This window comes from Nostoc sp. C052, assembly GCF_013393905.1.
Lineage (GTDB): Bacteria > Cyanobacteriota > Cyanobacteriia > Cyanobacteriales > Nostocaceae > Nostoc.
On record NZ_CP040272.1, the window covers coordinates 2,471,881 to 2,488,901 of the forward strand.

Below are 17,021 nucleotides of genomic sequence, written 5' to 3' on the forward strand. Positions count from 1 at the left end.
GGTAAAATAGCCCAAAATCCTTGCATAACTGCGACCAGCAGTACACAACTGTGCTGTTTGTAACTATGTACCGAAAACAGGGACAAAATCCAATCTCACCAGAGAACTTTGAATTTCCGTTTTCAGGCAAGTTGTCATCAGATAATCGTTGGATTATTCTGGCGAATTTAATACCCTGGGCAGAATTTGAAGAGGAATATTCATCCGGGTTCTCTGTAGAGATGGGAGCGCCAGCAAAGTCATTTCGGATGGCATTAGTAGACAGATTTACACCTGTTTCATCAATAAATATCAGGTTTTTGACATCTATCGTATCTAGCCAAAGTCGAAATTCATAGCGCAATTTTTGTACTCTTTCTGTAGTTTGCTCAGTCGATACTAAAGTTTTTTTTCCGATTTAATTTTAAGCGTTTAAGAGTGCGGGATAAACTGGATATACTTACGTCTATTTCTGTGCGCTCTTTTATGGCTTCTTGAATTTCTCGCAAATATATATCGCTTTGCTCTGTCACGATTACCTTTAACAATTCTTGCTCAATACTATTAAGCTTCGAGCGGCGGTCTCCTCCTTGGGTTTCTTCCGTGGCTTACTCATGGCTATTCTCAACACCCTTGTGTTGACTTTAATCATTAAGTTTTACCCACTTGACAAGTTTCTATTTTTCTTAACTTGACACCAATGGCATCTTGCCCGCCCTTTCTCTATTTTTCCCATCCTCCGCACCCAAAACCAAAAAAAATCCCCCACCTTGCGGCAGGGGATTTAAATTACTTACCTACAAAACTAGCAGCCGAATTAACCGAACTTACCAGCAGTAGAAGCAATCAAGAATGCGGCGTAAGTTACGACATAGCCAACAGTGAAGTGAGCTAGACCAACTACACGAGCTTGAACAATGGACAGAGCCACGGGCTTGTCTTTCCAGCGAACTAGGTTAGCTAGAGGAGTACGTTCGTGTGCCCAAACAAGGGTTTCAATCAACTCTTGCCAGTAACCTCTCCAGGAGATTAAGAACATGAAGCCAGTAGCCCAAACTAGGTGTCCAAATAGGAACATCCAAGCCCAGACAGACAGGTTATTCACGCCGTAAGGGTTGTAACCGTTAATCAACTGAGCAGAGTTAGCCCAGAGGTAATCGCGGAACCAGCCCATGAGATATGTAGAGTTCTCATTGAACTGAGCGACGTTGCCTTGCCAAATACCTAGATGTTTCCAATGCCAGTAGAAGGTCAACCAACCAATGGTGTTGAGCATCCAGAATGTAGCCAGGTAGAAGGAATCCCATGCTGAGATGTCGCAAGTACCGCCACGACCGGGGCCGTCGCAAGGGAAGGCATAGCCGAAGTCCTTTTTATCGGGCATCAGCTTAGAACCACGGGCATCCAAAGCACCTTTGACCAAGATCAAGGTTGTGGTGTGCAGACCTAAAGCGATCGCATGGTGTACCAAGAAGTCGCCAGGGCCGATTGTCAAGAACAAGGAGTTAGTACCAGCATTTATGGCATCTAACCAGCCTGGAAGCCAAACGTTAGCGTAGTTAGGCCATGCTGTGTAAGCAATACTATCGGGGTTAGATAGCAATGTATCTAAACCGTACAATACCTTACCGTTAGCAGCTTGGACGAATTGAGCAAATACTGGCTCAATCAAGATTTGCTTTTCAGGAGTGCCGAAAGCAACTACTACGTCGTTATGTACGTACAAACCAAGGGTGTGGAAGCCCAAGAAAAGGGATACCCAACTGAGGTGGGAAATAATCGCTTCTTTGTGCTGTAGTACACGTTCAAGAACGTTACCCTTGTTTTGCTCTGGGTCATAATCACGAACCCAGAAGATTGCTCCGTGAGCAAAAGCACCAAGCATCAGGAATCCAGCAATATACTGGTGATGCGTGTACAACGCTGCCTGTGTTGTGTAGTCCTTTGCAATAAATGCGTAGGAAGGCATGGAGTACATGTGCTGTGCTACCAGGGAAGTAATAACACCTAACGCTGCTAAGTGCCATCCCAATTGGAAGTGCAGAGAGTTGTTGTAGGTGTCGTAGATACCTTGGTGAGGTAGGTTGAAGGGGCCTTCAACCGGAATGCCGAAGAAACTCTTAGCATTCAAGGCTTCTTTGAGACTGTGACCAATCCCAAAGTTTGTCCGGTACATGTGACCAGCAACGATGAATAAAACTGCGATCGCCAAGTGGTGATGAGCGATGTCAGTCAGCCACAAAGCTTCTGTCTGGGGATGGAAACCACCCAAGAAAGTCAGAATTGCAGTTCCCGCACCTTGCGATGTCCCGAATATATGTCCAGGAGTGTCAGGATTTTGAGCATAAACTGCCCAGTTACCTGTAAAGAATGGTGTCAAACCGGCTGGGTGGGGTGGGGTGTTGAGGAAGTTATCCCAACCTACGTGCTGACCGCGAGCTTCGGGGACAGCAACGTGAATTAAGTGACCAGCCCAAGCCAAAGAACTAACACCAAACAAACCTGCTAAGTGGTGGTTTAGGCGATGTTCAGCGCTCTTAAACCATGCCAAGCTAGGACGGTATTTGGGTTGTAAGTGCAGCCAACCAGCGAACAATAATACAGCCGCGAATAACAGCAAGAACACTGAACCGTTGTACAGTTCGCCGTTATTCCGCAGACCGATAGTATACCACCAATGGTAGAGACCAGAGTAGGTAATGTTTACTGGATTGCTAGCGCCCGCTTGGGTAAAAGCTTCGATCGCTGGTTTACCAAAGTGGGGGTCCCAAATCGCGTGGGCGATGGGACGGATGTGAAGAGGATCTTTAATCCACTGTTCAAAGTTACCTTGCCAGGCTACGTGGAACAGGAGGCTGGATGCCCACAGGAAGATGATTGCCAAGTGACCGAAGTGAGTAGCGAAAATCTTTTGGTAAAGATTTTCCTCTGTGATGCCATCATGGGTTTCAAAATCGTTGCCTGTAGCGATCGCATACCATATCCGACGAGTCGTCGGGTCCTGTGCGAGATCCTGGCTAAATTTCGGAAATTTTGTTGCCATAGGTTTAATAATTCCTCTGACCTTTAGCCATCAAATACCAGCTTCTAGAGTCCTGAGTTTTGAGTCCTGAGTTCTGAGTTTTGAGTATTTTCTCAGCACTCAGCACTCAGCACTCAGCACTCCACAACTGATTGCTACCCTACTGAAAGGATGTGTGCGTGGAAGAATGCCCAAGTTGTGGCAATTCCTCCCAAGAGGTAGTGAGCTACCCCTACAGCCCGACCCTGAATAATGCTCAGAGCGCGAGGCTGGATTGCTGGTGCTACCTTCAGTTTGTTATGCGCCCAAACAATGGACTCAATCAGTTCTTGCCAGTAGCCGCGACCACTGAACAGGAACATCAAGCTGAATGCCCAAACAAAGTGAGCGCCTAAGAAGAGTAGACCATAGGCAGACAGCGCACTGCCATAGGAATTGATGACTTGCGTAGCTTGTGCCCACAAGAAGTCTCGTAACCAACCGTTGATGGTAATTGCGCTTTGAGCAAAGTTACCACCAGTGATGTGAGTTACAACACCATCTGCATCTACGGTTCCCCAAACATCTGATTGCATCTTCCAGCTGAAGTGGAAAATTACAATAGATAGGGAGTTGTACATCCAGAAAAGTCCGAGGAATACGTGATCCCAACCAGACACTTGACAGGTACCGCCACGACCGGGGCCGTCGCAAGGGAAGCGGAAGCCCAAGTTTGCTTTGTCTGGAATCAGACGAGAGCTACGGGCGTACAGCACACCTTTGAGCAGAATTAGGACGGTGACGTGAATGGTGAAAGCGTGAATGTGGTGAATTAGGAAGTCCGCTGTGCCCAAAACAATGGGTGCAGCCGCCACTTTTCCGCCAACAGCCAAGACACCGCCGCCAAAGACATAGCTAACTGGTTCTAGGGCATTAGGTGCAGTTGTACCAGGAGCCAAGGCGTGAATACTTTGTATCCACTGGGCAAATACTGGCTGCAATTGAATCCCTGTATCAGAGAACAAGTCTTGAGGACGACCCAATGCACGCATTGTGTCGTTGTGGATGTAAAGTCCAAAGCTATGGAAGCCGAGGAAAATAGACACCCAGTTTAGATGGGAAATAATCGCATCCCGGTGACGAATTACCCGATCCAGCACGTTGTTTTGATTCACAACTGGATCGTAATCCCGCACCATGAAGATCGCAGCATGAGCTGCTCCACCAACAATTAAGAAGCCACCGATCCAAATATGGTGAGTGAATATGCACAACTGTGTGGCGTAATCAGTTGCCAAATATGGATAGGGAGGCATCGCGTACATGTGATGCGCGATGATGATGGTCAGCGAACCCAAGAAGGCTAGGTTAGTAGCCAATTGAGCGTGCCAAGATGTGGTCAGGTTTTCGTAGAGACCTTTGTGACCTTCGCCGGTGAAAGGGCCTTTGTGGTTTTCTAGGATCTCTTTAATGCTGTGACCAATACCCCAGTTGGTACGGTATTGATGACCAGCAATGATAAAGAGAACTGCGATCGCCAAGTGGTGATGGGAAATATCTGTCAGCCACAAGCCGCCTGTTACTGGGTTTAGACCGCCCTTGAAGGTGAGGAAGTCAGCGTACTGACCCCAGTTCAAGGTGAAGAAAGGTGCTATACCAGCAGCAAAGCTAGGGTACAGTTCCGTCAACAAGTCTTTGTTCAAGATGAACTCATGGGGCAAGGGTATGTCTTTGAGAGCAACGCCTGCATCCAAAAGCTTGTTGGTCGGTGCGGACACGTGGATTAAGTGACCTGCCCATCCCAAGGAACCAAGACCTAGCAACACTTGCAAGTGGTGGTTGAGGATTGATTCCACATTCTGGAACCATTCCAGCTTGGGAGCGCGTTTGTGGTAGTGGAACCAGCCGGCAAATAGGAATAAGCCTGCTAATACCAAGCCACCGATCGCAGTTGCATAAAGCTGGAAGGAGTGTGTAATCCCCCAGCCACGCCATACTTGGAACAAACCGGAGGTGATTTGAATACCGTGGAAACCACCGCCAACATCACCGTTTAAAATGTCTTGCCCGACAATGGGCCAAACAACTTGGGCACTTGGTTTAACGTTTAACGGGTCGCTTAACCAAGCTTCGTAGTTAGAAAACTTCGCGCCGTGGAAAATCATCCCGCTCAACCAGATGGTCACTACAGCCAGGTGGCCGAAGTGGGCTGAGAATATCTTGCGGGATATCTCTTCTAAATCGCTTGTATGTGTATCAAAATCATGGGCGAGTGCGTGCAGGTTCCAAATCCATGTGGTGGTTTTGGGACCTCTGGCCAAGGATCTGTCAAAGTGTCCAGGTTGTGCCCATTTCTCGAATGAGGTTGGAACTGGATCGTTATCGACGATTACTCTTGCCTTTTTTTCCTCTCGCTCCGGAGGACTTATTGTCATTCGACCTCCTCTCTTGATAAGGAATGAGGAATCATTAATACCACAAAATGAACCATTACCGACTACTCCAGAATTTTACTGAAGCTGCGATGAAGACCCCATGTGGAGAGTTGTTTCTCGTTGAATTATAGAGTCTTCACTTGTACATTGTTGGAGATATTTTAACAATAATTCAAACTTGCCCGAATATTGCTGGAATTCCTGCCTGATCTGGCTTTTAACTTCAAACTTTTTGTCCAAAAGTCAATAGATTATCTATTTAATTTACAAAGGATAACAATTCGTAAGATTTATGGTTTGGCTCTACATAGCTGATGTTCCAGCTTTTGCGGCGATTAGTCATGAACATTTATGTCATCTTTCAATTTTCTTAAGTAAAACGCTGTAAAGAATATGACTTTTTTTTTTAAATCGGGAATGGATATTGGAAATAGTAGGTATGTGGATTCATACCCCCCAGCGAATCTTAAAAGAATTTCTTTCCCAATCCCCAATCCCCAGTCCCCAACTTCATCTGAGAAAAGTTGCAGAGAAATCAGCGCAAACCGTTAAAATTTCCTGAGATATACAAGAAAACCATGCGATCTGAGGCAGATTTCACCTTTTGGGCTATAGTTCCAGATGGACAGTTTGAGCCAAAATAAATCTGTCAATTATCGAAGACTATCACTGGGTACAACACATGAACTCGTGGCTGAAAAGGGTGTTAGAGAAATTTCTCCCTGAGAAGTTCTCGATTCTCAGGTGGGTAATGACATTGGTGCTGGTATTAAGCTTGACCAGCTGCGGCGAGAAAGTCGCTAGCCAGGAAGTATCTACTATCTATAGAGAAAACTCTCCTCAGATTTCTCAAATTTCTAAGCAGTTTTCGGAAGTTTCCCCACCAGATGTTATCCAAGAACTGCGTCCAATTTTGGAAGTTTATCAGCCACAGGTAACAATTGTTACTCCACAGTCTGATGAAGTTCTTCAAGACAACAAAGTCACAGCCAGTTTTCAGGTCAAGGATCTACCAATATTTAAAGACCCACAATTACAACTGGGGCCACATCTACACGTAATTCTGGATAATCAACCTTATATACCTATTTACGACTTGAATCAGCCCTTGGTATTGCCAGACTTGTCTCCAGGTAGTCATACCCTGCGCGTCTTTGCCTCTCGTCCTTGGCATGAAAGCTTTAAGAATGAAGGCGCTTATGCCCAAACAACATTTCACGTCTTCACCAAAACTGACGACAACACCCCAGATCCTAAAATACCCCTACTAACTTACAGTCGTCCTCAAAGCAGTTATGGAGCAGAACCAATCTTACTGGATTTCTATCTAACTAATGCTCCTCTGCACCTCGTTGGTAAGGAAAACGCCAATGACGAGTTCAGTGATTGGCGCATCCGCTCCACTATTAATGGTGAAAGCTTTATTTTTGATCGCTGGCAAGCAGTTTACCTTAAAGGCTTCCATCCAGGAAAAAATTGGGTAAAATTGGAATTTCTCGATAACCAGGGAAATGCTGTCAAAAATGCCTTTAATACCACAGTTAGATTGATTGACTACCAGCCAAAAGGTAAAGATACTCTATCGAGAATTATTAGAGGAGAACTCACAGCAGCAGAAGTGCGCGGTATTGTTGATCCCAATTATAGACCTGCACCTAAACCCACACCTACACCTTCTATTGAAAAAACACCCCAAATACAACCGAAGGTAGAAAAACAGCCCATTCCTGAAACGGAAATTCCCAAAGAATCCAAAATACAGCCAGAAAAACCAAAATTAGAAGTTCCAACGGCTGCACCATCTCCTAGCTTGTCCCCGACACCAGCAGAAATTATTGAGTCTCCAAAACCACAGCCAACGGTAACGCCAATTCCTGAATCTACGCCATTACCTGAAAAAGTTGCGCCTAAACCAACAAAACCTAGATTGGGTGGATTTTTCAACCGTGGGGCTGGTAAAGTCGCTACCCCACAAGCACCAGTTACACCATCTCCGAGTTTGCCACCCACGCTGCCAGAGATTATTGAGTCTCCAGCACCAGAAATAATTAGTCCAACACCAGAACCACAGCCAACGGTAACGCCAACTCCTGAATCTACGCCGTTACCTGAAAAAGTTGCGCCTAAACCAACCAAATCTCGATTTGGTGGATATTTTAACCGTGGGGCTGCTAAAGTCCCTACCCCACAAATAACAGTTGCGCCATCTCCCAGTTTGCCACCCACGCTGCCAGAGATTATTGAGTCTCCGACACCAAAACCACAGGCAGAGGTAACACCAACTCCTGAATCAACGCCGTTACCTACAACAGAATCAACCAAAGACACTCAACTGCAACTCTTGCGCTAAGGCCTCAACGAATGCGATCGCACCGACAGGATTTCCGATATTATCCAAGGCGGGACTGTAACAAGCGATCGCTCCCTCTCCTGGTACTATTGCTACAAGTCCACCACCAATGCCTGATTTCATCGGTAAACCAATCCTGACTGCAAACTCGGCAGAAGCTTCGTACAATCCACAAGTTAACATCACAGCATTGACAATTCGGCGGTTTTGTGAAGATAAGCCGCTATTTTCACAAGCTAAGAGTTTTCCCAACAGGGCTAAATCTTCAACTCGCCCAGATATACAGCATATTTGCTCGTATGTGTCAAGGGTTATTTCAAGACTTTCGAGATAACCGGCTTCGGCAAGATAGTTTGCGATCGCTTCATTGGCTGCTGAACGAGTTAATCGCACTGAAGCTAGCATCACCTCATCTAAGCTTAGTTGGCAACCGGCTAATTGGTTGAGCCATTGACAAAATAAAAAAGTGCGTTGATTAGCGTCTTTTCCTGGTAATTTATCAGCGAGAGTAATTGCCCCACTATTAATCATAGGGTTGCGGGGGCGACCGCGATCGCTAACTAATTGTTCTAGAGAATTGAAGGGTGCATCCGATGGTTGCACCCCAATCCACCGAAAAACTGTTTCTGCTCCGAGATGTTCTAGCAGATAAAGTAGGGAAAATGTCTTAATCACGCTCATGAGCGGGAAAAAACAAGCTGTATCCCCAAAACTGATGGTTTTACCCGATTTACAGCAGATGTGAACTGCAAACCAACTAGGATAAGCTTTAGCTAATTGCGGAATGCGATCGATAACTTTTCCGTATTCAGCGTTAGTTTTCGCTTGTTGCACCCAAGCTGATAACTCTGTAGTAGTTAGTCTGTCAAGTCTTTTCAAAAGTGATATCCGCTAAAACCATTTCTAGTTTATAAACTCGCTGTAATATTTTCTATCGCTACTGATGGGGAATTGATAAGAGTTAACAGTATATCGACAACTTCACTAAAAGAAGCTGCACTCTTTAAATTTGGTGATTCTACATAACCAAATCCATAGGAGGCGTGAATAAAATCAATCCCTGCTTTCATAGCTGCTAATCTATCACTTTCTGTATCTCCAACATAAATTGCTTTTTTCAAGCTATGACGCTGACAAATTGCAATGATATTTTCAGCTTTGGGTTTTTGAGTTCTGCCAAAACACTCTGAGTCTACAAATATATCCCTAAAAGTTTTGTTTGTATTACTAGTGTTTAAAGGCATAGAAAGAAATACCTGTAAGTACCAATATTCACAATTGCTAACTAAAAACAAGGGAAACTGACCGGACAAAGTATCTAAATATTCTGAAACTCCTTTGTATAAAGTTCCACCTCTAGTTTTTATCTCTTGCTTTTCACAGTCTTCTATTAAAAGAGAAAATTTATCAATATTTTCCTCTTCTATGTCTGGAAAAATATTTTTTATGCACTCTATAAAGGGAAGACCACTTACCCCATTAATATCATCCTCAGTGATAGGAGTTCTCGAAATATTAGCAATCTTAATTGCTTGATTCCAAGCATCTGCACATATACTAGATATATTCCAAAGAGTTCCGTCTAGATCAAATATTACCCCGACCATATATAACTCCTAATAGAAACTAAGCAATTTCAATCCCTATGCTACTACTGGAGTCCTCGATGCAAGAGTTCAGAAAGGATTTTTTTGCTGAACGAAGAAAGAATTGCATTATCTCCAAGCAATGTACCGTCTAAATCGGAAACATAGAGAGTGTTCATAAACTGTAGCTGACACTGATTGAGAGGATAATTATACTTTAAACTACGATAAATCGATAGATATACTGTAATATAGAAGAATCAAGTTTGACTATTTGCAGACTTTAGTTTAAGTAATCTAAGGCGTTGTCTACCTTTTATTGTGTATAAAGGCAGTAAAATCTGCATAAAAACCGCTCTGAATTTAAAGTTAAAGTGATGAGCTAACTTTATCAAAGGATACTTTATGATTCCCCGTGTTAGAGCGCCAGAAATACCACAAAATTACTCTTGGCTGAACACCAATAAACCTTTATCTCTTAAAGAACTCAGGGGTAGAGTTGTAATTTTAGACTTTTGGACATACTGTTGCATCAATTGTCTGCATATTCTGCCAAACCTAAAATATTTAGAACAAAAATATAAAGATAGTCTTACTATTATCGGCGTTCATTCTGCGAAATTTGAAAATGAAAAAGAAACAGAAAATATCCGCCAAGCTATTCTGCGCTACGACATTGAACATTCAGTTGTCGTTGATAGAGGTTTTCGGATTTGGGAAGAGTATGCTGTGCGTGCTTGGCCGACATTAATAATTATTGATCCAGAAGGTTACGTGATTGGCCAGATTTCTGGTGAAGGAAACCGTGACACTTTAGACGAGTTGATTCAAAAGTTAATTCAACAACACCAAAATAAAGGCACAATTAATTTCCAAGAAATCAGCTTGACTTTAGAAAAACAGCGCCAACCATTAATTACACCCCTAGCTTTTCCTGGTAAAGTTCTAGCGACTCCAATGGGTTTATTCATTGCTGATTCTGGACATCACCGCCTAGTTATGAGTAACTTCGACGGAGAAATTCTACATTTAATTGGCACTGGAAAATCCGGCTTAACCGATGGTGCTTTTAATGAAGCGCAATTTTTTGCACCGCAGGGAATGGCTTATGATGCCGAAAATCAGATTCTTTACGTTGCTGATACAGAAAATCATACCCTGCGGCGAGTTGATTTAAAGCGTCAAGTAGTAGAAACTATTGCCGGAATTGGTGAACAAAGCCGCAATATCCATCCTCATGGCGGTGCTGGTTTAGAAACAGCGCTGAATTCCCCTTGGGATTTAGTGAAAGTGGGAAATACCTTGTTTATTGCAATGGCTGGGCCGCATCAAATTTGGCAAATGGATTTGGAAACTGGCATTATCAAAACTTATGCTGGTATTGGTGCAGAAGCCTGTATTGATGGTTCACTTACCGAAGCTGCTTTTGCTCAACCTAGTGGTATTACTAATAATGGGCAAGAATTATATATTGCTGACAGTGAAGTTAGTTCAATTCGTGGTGTGGGAATTGTAGAACCTTACCAAGTGCGAACTGTTTGCGGTAGTGGAGGTTTATTTGGTTTTGGTAATGTAGATGGACAAGGTGAAGATGTCCGTTTGCAACATTGCTTAGGAGTGGAATATGCTGAAAATTTTCTGTGGGTAGCAGATACTTATAATCACAAAATTAAATTAGTGAGTCCCAGTACAGGAAATTGTCAAACAGTTTTAGGAGATGGTACTAGTGCCTTACAAGATGGCCAGGGTAAAAACACTCGATTTTTTGAACCTTCGGGATTGAGTGTTATTGATTCATATTTATATATTGCTGATACTAATAACCATGCCATCCGCCGTGTAGATTTAAATACTCTTGAGGTAACAACGCTAAAGTTTCTTGGGTTGTGTGCGCCAGATGTTTGTATTCCATTGAATTTGTAGAATTATGATATCAAGCAAAGACGTAGAGGTTTTTATTGCGCCTTTGCTTGATATTTTAAGAAGAATAAATTAAATAGTGGTATTGTAGGTTAAAGTTTGAAAGGGGTAGGTTTAAAATTTTCATCCTCAATTATAAACTTATCTGCCTTGATGCCTTTAGGTGTGTCAAACAGGAAATCTACAGAACGGGCTTCACCTGGAGAGAACGGTTTACTTAGCAAATCAGTATCATATTTTATCTCCATGTCTTTAGAATCGTATTTGTTGCCTTTTGAGTCAACTAATTTGGAGAATATGATATGGAACCATGCATTATCCTCTCTTTGCCTTTTGCTACTTGTATTTTTAACAGTTACAGAAACCACTGTCCAAACTTCAGCTGCTTCATATATTTTGTACTTCCCTTGAATTTTCTGTCCTGCATATTTAACACCTGTGACGTTAACTTCCCAGCCTTTCCGATTAAGTTTACCGTTAACTGCTTTTGAAGCAGCTTCAATATTAGTAGTATCGGCGGCATTTGCTTGAGATGACGAAGGCTCTAACTTGGCTTCTGGCGACGGTGTACAGGCAGAATTAATCAGTAACAATGCTGCAATAGATAAGTATTTAAATTTATTCATGGTTGCACTCTGGTTGTATATCCAAACCTTTTTAAGCTTTTTAAGAGGTTCGTTATTATAATTCCCAAAAATTGACTAATGTTAACATCTGATAAAATTTCATAAGCTGAACTGCCTCTAATTTTTGAGAAGAAGCCAAGCCAATAAAAGGTTATAGCTGAACTATAGCTATCCTATTTGATTTGCAAACATCCAGAGGCTCAGATCCCCGACTTCTTGAAGAAGTCGGGGATCTTTTTGTTCGTAACTTATTTAGGAATGTTGTTGAGCGATCGCTTCATAGATGCTCAGATTATTCTTTTGCAAGTTATTTGAGTATTTTCACTAACTTGATCTAAACAAAATTGCAGAATAAGCTGGAGTAAGCTGAAATTATCAAGCCTTTATTTTACACTCTGAATTGACTACATTGATATGAATAATAAATTCATTACTCTAGACTGTGACGATGATGTTGTACTTTTGGAGAAAGATACTTTTAAAGTCAGCAGATTAAAGGAATTAGTTCGGGAACAGATTTATAGCAAATGGGAACGTCATAGTGCTTCTTATTTATACTCAATTCAAAACGCTAATACTCAAATTTCTGAATTTTTTAAGCAACTATCTGTTAGTCAAGAGACTATCAATATAGATGAAATTAAATTGAATTTGATTATAGATTGCCAGCTACTTAAAATTAGTGGTCAAGGCTGGCAAAAAGGCAAACTAAAAATTAAAATATACATATCAAATGTCACTACAGATAAATATAAATTATGTTTTGAATTTTGTCCTGATGAATCTGCTAAACCTGAATCGCCTTTAGATGATATTCGTAAAATGATACAAGTAACATGAATACTATCCTATATATCACCAAACACGAAATAATGGTAAAAAGCAAAATATTTGGGCAGCGATCGCTTGTATGCAGTTAATAATTTTTGATATTGATGGTACACTGACCAATACCTTCAAAATTGATGAAAATTGTTTTGTACGTGCCTTTGCATTGGAATTTGGTATTTTTGGTATAAATACAAACTGGGCTGAATACGCATACACCACGGATTCTGGAATTACCCAGCAAATTTTCCAAGAAAAATTAGAACGTCTTCCTTCAAATGAAGAGTTAGTCAGACTCAAAGCACGTTTTGTTAGTCTACTTCAGGAAGCATTTATCAACAACCAAGATTTATTCAGCGAAATTTCTGGTTCTGCAAATGTATTAGCTAAATTGCAGTTAGAATCTGATTGGTGCGTTGCGATCGCAACTGGTGGTTGGCGTGAATCTGCTAAACTAAAACTTCAAAAAGCTAACATCCAAATAGAAGGCATTCCGTTGGCTTCAGCTAATGATGCACTGTCGCGAGAAGATATTATTAAGATAGCTATTATCAAAGCAGAGAATGCTTATCAAGTTGAAAAATTTCAGAAATTTGTTTTTGTCGGTGATGGTGTTTGGGATGTAAAAGCAGCCTATAAGTTGAATATTGCCTTTATTGGAATAGGTGATAATAAATTATCAAGTGTCGGCGCTACCCAAGTAATTAAAGACTTTACAAATTTAGAAGATTTTCCGAAAATATTACAATCCGCAGAAATTCCTAGATTTCCTATGAATACTATCCTCCACATTACCAAACGCCAACAATGGGAACAAGCAAAAAATCTCGGTAAATATCGTGCTGATTCGTTAGAGAGTGAAGGTTTTATACATTGCTCAAAATCAACGCAGATACTCAAAGTTGCCAAGAGATTTTTTCATAATCAAAAAGAATTGGTACTACTTTTTATTGATTCCGATCAAGTACAAGCTGAAATTCGCGATGAACCTGCTGAAATAGGAGAATTATTTCCTCATATTTATGGTGAGTTAAATATTGATGCTGTGTATCAAGTGATTGATTTTGAAGCTGGGGAAGATGGTTTATTTGAGTTACCGCAAGAAGTTATAGATTTAGAATAACGTAGACGCTTCTCTACGAGACGCTATGTGAATGGTCTATGGCAGGCTACCGCAGAGGACACGGAGGAGGAGAGACGGAAAGAATTTAAGCGATCGCTTTTTGGCTAGGGCATTTGCTACATCGAATTTGGGAAAATTCCCTTTTCACTCATCTCAAATTTGAGTAAAAATGAAATTATTTAACAACTAACATCAGATGGTTACTCTTCAACTCAGACAAATTCGAGTTCCACCAGGGCAAAGAATAATACTGGAAAATGTGAGTTGGCAAGTATTTGAAGCAATTCTCAACGAGTTAGGAGAGCATCGCGGGAGTCGAGTAGCATACAGCCAAGGAACGTTAGAAATTATGGCTCCATTACCAGAACATGAGCGATCTAAGGTAATTATCGGAGACTTGGTGAAAGCTTTGCTAGATGAACTCGATCTCAATTGGGAGTCTTTAGGTTCAACTACCTTTAAGCGAAAAGAGATAAGTGCAGGTATTGAACCCGATGATTGTTTTTATATTCAAAACTATAAGCTAATGATTGGGAAAGACAGGATTGACCTAACTATTGATCCTCCTCCTGATTTGGCAATTGAAATTGATGTCACCTCTAAAACCCAAATTAGTGCCTACGAAGCTTTGAGAGTACCTGAAATCTGGCGATATGAAAGCAAAAAGCTAGAAATTAGCTTACTGCAAGGTGAGCAATATGTAAAGTCTCTCATCAGCCCCACATTTCCTACTTTTTCTATCACAGAACTCATTCCCCAGTTTGTGGAAATGGCGCGAACGACAGGAATGAGTTCAGCACTTAGAGCGTTTCGACAATCGGTAAAAGAACAAATACAAGACAGTTAAGGCGAATAGAATAAGACTGTTGCTCAATTAACGGTGGGTTTAGTTTGACCCCTCACCCCTAAAACATTGGTTTGGCGTTGCTTTCCCACCCTGAAATAAATTTCGGGCTAATAGCTCAAGTCCGTTGAAACGGACCCAAATCAGAGTAATGAGGAATAATGGGTTAGACCCCCTATTAATTCGCCAACAGAGTCACAGAATTCGCGATTACACAAACTCTCGTCCGTAAGGTAAAATCAGGGTTTTGCCTGTGTAAACGCGGTTTCTAACTGCCCTTTTAAAGCATTTCCGCGCTTTACTTAAAGAAGGGGAATTAATCTAGAGCAATTGTGACCGAATTTAATTTACAAATCCAAGAAAATAGTGATCGCTTATCTTCTGTTATGGAGGATGCAGCACCTAGCCTACTTCCCTCCACTAATACGATACACTGCATCAACACTAAGAGCGATCGCCTCGACCGCTTCCTTTCACAAGAATTACCAGACTTATCTCGTTCCCGCATCCAACAGTTAATTGAACAGGGTAATGTCCAACTTAACGATCAAGTTTGCACATCTAAGAAGATCAATGTCAAGTTAGGCGATCGCATCACTCTGGAAATACCAGAAGTCCAACCCTTGGAACTGCTTGCAGAAGATATCCCTTTAGATATCCTCTACGAAGACGATCAATTACTTATTCTCAACAAACCCGCAGGTTTAGTTGTCCATCCTGCGCCCGGTCATCCAGATGGCACTTTGGTAAATGCTTTATTGGCACACTGTCCCAATTTACCAGGAATTGGCGGAGTCCAACGTCCAGGAATCGTCCATCGATTGGATAAGGATACAACAGGAGCGATCGCGATCGCTAAAACAGATATTGCCCATCGTCATTTACAAGCGCAACTCAAAGCTAAAACTGCACGGCGAGAATACTTGGGTGTAGTTTACGGTGCGCCAAAAACTGAAAGTGGCACTATAGATTTACCCATTGGTCGCCATCCCCAAGACCGCAAGAAAATGGCGATTATACCTGTTGAACAAGGCGGACGAGTCGCCGTCACTCACTGGCAAGTACTAGAACGTCTTGGTAACTTCACCTTAATTCACTTTCAATTAGAAACTGGACGCACCCATCAAATTCGCGTCCACAGTGGCAAAATGGGACATCCAATTGTTGGCGACCGAGTTTATAGTTCTGGCCATTCAGTAGGGGTAAATTTGCCCGGACAAGCACTCCATGCTTGGCGACTAAAATTGCAGCACCCCCTATCTGGGGAGTTGATTGAGGTGACAGCGACTCCTCCCGCCCACTTTACAAAACTTTTGGAGATGCTCAAAAGACGAACGACACTTTAAGGAACGTGGATTAAATAAAATGCAAAACTTCATCCTGTCTCTAGCTTCCCTTTCCAATATATCGGCTACAGTGTACACACAAGTCGTATCTGCAAGGGTTTCAAGCTTTATAGACCTAATAAATTGTCATTACGAGCGAAGCGAAGTAATCGCATAATCTCGTAGTTAAAGCGATTGTTTGTCTACGACACGCACTCGCGTTCATCGTTCCTCCTCTCTACGAGACGCACTCGCGTTTACAATGACAGGCTTTCGGAGCGATCGCACAATCTATTGCTAGATGACGAAACCAAGTACTAGGGGGAATTTTAAGACTTGTGTGTACACCGTAGCCTTTATAAGGAGAGGGATTGAGGGTGAGGTAAACCAGGGACACCAAAAATCAAGTTGAACCTAATGAAGTTCAGTTCCATCCTTACGGAGCAGATAGCGATCGCTAATCAACTTCAAGACTACTCTACCTATTTCTGGATGCGTTTTCTCAATGACTGGTTGCACAATAACGCCTTCCATGATGCAGTCGGGACTGACTACACTATTGGCATTATTGAATTGAGACACCGCTTCCCAAGTGTAAGCACCGATATAAAGCGCAGGTACTCTCGGCAAAGCAAATTCCTCGCAAAAATCCACAAAATCGCTGTAATTAAGAAAATAACTGCCGCGACGCACAGCAAATATAGCAATTCCAATATTCCCATTATTCAAGCCATATTTGATATCTTGTACGCCGTAGATTTCTCCAAAAATCTGAGTTCCTGGTGGAAGTTTCTGGAAAGCCTCGTTTTCGTTGTAAGCACGAATATAAACTAATCTTTTGTTGACTTCGCTGTTTTTCCAGAAGTAATTATGGCTGCCAATTTTAGTTGTGCCATCAGCATCAACTAAGACAGTGAAGTTAGTTCCGTGCAATTTCTCTGTTACAACAACTTCTTCACCTTCAATGAGGATTAATGCTGTTGATTTTGACAACTTCAACTTTA

14 protein-coding genes and 2 pseudogenes are annotated in these 17,021 nt (G+C 42.0%); 8 read left to right on the forward strand and 8 right to left on the reverse strand.

Annotated elements, in window-relative coordinates; translation table 11 throughout:
• Positions 1-65 precede the first annotated feature (65 nt).
• Positions 66-257, forward strand: a pseudogene (locus FD723_RS09730) (IS5/IS1182 family transposase); the annotation flags it as partial.
• A gap of 111 nt (positions 258-368) precedes the next feature.
• On the opposite strand, the gene FD723_RS09735 reads toward FD723_RS09730, so the two are convergent.
• From FD723_RS09735 to psaA, 3 genes are all read right to left on the reverse strand, one after another.
• The gene (locus tag FD723_RS09735) at positions 369-512 is read right to left on the reverse strand and encodes a hypothetical protein (RefSeq protein ID WP_256875125.1); all 144 of its coding nucleotides are present in this window, start codon (positions 510-512) and stop codon (positions 369-371) included.
• Between the two features lie 284 nt (positions 513-796).
• Positions 797-3,022, reverse strand: coding sequence for a photosystem I core protein PsaB (psaB, locus tag FD723_RS09740; protein WP_179065157.1), 2,226 nt, complete (start codon positions 3,020-3,022; stop codon positions 797-799).
• 134 nt (positions 3,023-3,156) lie between these two features.
• Entirely contained in the window at positions 3,157-5,415 is a 2,259-nt protein-coding gene (gene psaA / locus FD723_RS09745) for a photosystem I core protein PsaA (RefSeq protein ID WP_179065158.1), read from the reverse strand.
• A 682-nt stretch (positions 5,416-6,097) separates the two neighbouring features.
• Here psaA and FD723_RS09750 point away from each other — a divergent pair.
• Complete coding sequence (locus tag FD723_RS09750) at positions 6,098-7,765, forward strand: hypothetical protein (RefSeq protein ID WP_179065159.1); 1,668 nt, start codon at positions 6,098-6,100, stop codon at positions 7,763-7,765.
• On the opposite strand, the gene glsA is transcribed toward FD723_RS09750, so the two are convergent.
• Positions 7,730-8,644 (reverse strand): glutaminase A, encoded by a 915-nt coding sequence (gene glsA / locus FD723_RS09755; protein ID WP_179065160.1) that lies wholly within the window; start codon positions 8,642-8,644, stop codon positions 7,730-7,732. The genes FD723_RS09750 and glsA overlap by 36 nt on opposite strands.
• 29 nt (positions 8,645-8,673) lie before the next feature.
• Positions 8,674-9,372: an HAD family hydrolase gene (locus tag FD723_RS09760; protein WP_179065161.1), complete on the reverse strand. Its 699-nt coding sequence runs from the start codon at positions 9,370-9,372 to the stop codon at positions 8,674-8,676.
• A 384-nt stretch (positions 9,373-9,756) separates the two neighbouring features.
• Between FD723_RS09760 and FD723_RS09765 the strand changes: the two genes are divergently transcribed.
• A complete protein-coding gene (locus FD723_RS09765) occupies positions 9,757-11,274 on the forward strand; it encodes a thioredoxin-like domain-containing protein (RefSeq protein ID WP_179065162.1) in 1,518 nt (505 codons plus the stop codon).
• 89 nt (positions 11,275-11,363) lie between these two features.
• Here the strand turns inward: FD723_RS09765 and FD723_RS09770 are convergent, their stop codons facing one another.
• A complete protein-coding gene (locus FD723_RS09770; protein ID WP_179065163.1) occupies positions 11,364-11,897 on the reverse strand; it encodes a DUF4352 domain-containing protein in 534 nt (177 codons plus the stop codon).
• A 414-nt stretch (positions 11,898-12,311) separates the two neighbouring features.
• Between FD723_RS09770 and FD723_RS09775 the strand changes: the two genes are divergently transcribed.
• The 5 genes and pseudogenes from FD723_RS09775 to FD723_RS09790 all read left to right on the forward strand — a co-directional run bounded on the left by FD723_RS09775 (position 12,312) and on the right by FD723_RS09790 (position 16,038).
• Entirely contained in the window at positions 12,312-12,737 is a 426-nt protein-coding gene (locus FD723_RS09775; RefSeq protein ID WP_179065164.1) for a KGK domain-containing protein, read from the forward strand.
• A gap of 70 nt (positions 12,738-12,807) precedes the next feature.
• A pseudogene (locus FD723_RS42610) lies at positions 12,808-13,329 on the forward strand (HAD hydrolase-like protein); the annotation flags it as partial.
• Positions 13,330-13,497: 168 nt separating this feature from the next.
• The gene (locus tag FD723_RS42615; protein ID WP_256875208.1) at positions 13,498-13,848 is read left to right on the forward strand and encodes a DUF952 domain-containing protein; all 351 of its coding nucleotides are present in this window, start codon (positions 13,498-13,500) and stop codon (positions 13,846-13,848) included.
• Positions 13,849-14,044: 196 nt separating this feature from the next.
• Positions 14,045-14,695, forward strand: a complete 651-nt coding sequence (locus tag FD723_RS09785; RefSeq protein ID WP_179065166.1) for a Uma2 family endonuclease — start codon at positions 14,045-14,047, stop codon at positions 14,693-14,695.
• A gap of 329 nt (positions 14,696-15,024) precedes the next feature.
• The gene (locus FD723_RS09790; protein ID WP_372743798.1) at positions 15,025-16,038 is read left to right on the forward strand and encodes an RluA family pseudouridine synthase; all 1,014 of its coding nucleotides are present in this window, start codon (positions 15,025-15,027) and stop codon (positions 16,036-16,038) included.
• Between the two features lie 217 nt (positions 16,039-16,255).
• Here FD723_RS09790 and FD723_RS42110 read toward each other — a convergent pair whose 3' ends face one another.
• Together FD723_RS42110 and FD723_RS09795 are read right to left on the reverse strand one after the other, a co-directional pair.
• Positions 16,256-16,414, reverse strand: coding sequence for a hypothetical protein (locus tag FD723_RS42110; protein ID WP_218651864.1), 159 nt, complete (start codon positions 16,412-16,414; stop codon positions 16,256-16,258).
• A gap of 17 nt (positions 16,415-16,431) precedes the next feature.
• The gene (locus tag FD723_RS09795) at positions 16,432-17,010 is read right to left on the reverse strand and encodes an RNA ligase family protein (RefSeq protein WP_256875126.1); all 579 of its coding nucleotides are present in this window, start codon (positions 17,008-17,010) and stop codon (positions 16,432-16,434) included.
• Between the last annotated feature and the right edge of the window lie 11 nt (positions 17,011-17,021).

What these genes read in the sequence shown, in the direction of transcription:
- psaB (WP_179065157.1), bottom strand. Translation starts at nt 3,022, where the DNA reads ATGGCAACAAAATTTCCGAAATTTAGCCAGGATCTCGCACAGGACCCG.
- psaA (WP_179065158.1), bottom strand. Translation starts at nt 5,415, where the DNA reads ATGACAATAAGTCCTCCGGAGCGAGAGGAAAAAAAGGCAAGAGTAATC.
- FD723_RS09750 (WP_179065159.1), top strand. Translation starts at nt 6,098, where the DNA reads ATGAACTCGTGGCTGAAAAGGGTGTTAGAGAAATTTCTCCCTGAGAAG.
- FD723_RS09760 (WP_179065161.1), bottom strand. Translation starts at nt 9,372, where the DNA reads ATGGTCGGGGTAATATTTGATCTAGACGGAACTCTTTGGAATATATCT.
- FD723_RS09765 (WP_179065162.1), top strand. Translation starts at nt 9,757, where the DNA reads ATGATTCCCCGTGTTAGAGCGCCAGAAATACCACAAAATTACTCTTGG.
- FD723_RS09770 (WP_179065163.1), bottom strand. Translation starts at nt 11,897, where the DNA reads ATGAATAAATTTAAATACTTATCTATTGCAGCATTGTTACTGATTAAT.
- FD723_RS09775 (WP_179065164.1), top strand. Translation starts at nt 12,312, where the DNA reads ATGAATAATAAATTCATTACTCTAGACTGTGACGATGATGTTGTACTT.
- FD723_RS42615 (WP_256875208.1), top strand. Translation starts at nt 13,498, where the DNA reads ATGAATACTATCCTCCACATTACCAAACGCCAACAATGGGAACAAGCA.
- FD723_RS09785 (WP_179065166.1), top strand. Translation starts at nt 14,045, where the DNA reads ATGGTTACTCTTCAACTCAGACAAATTCGAGTTCCACCAGGGCAAAGA.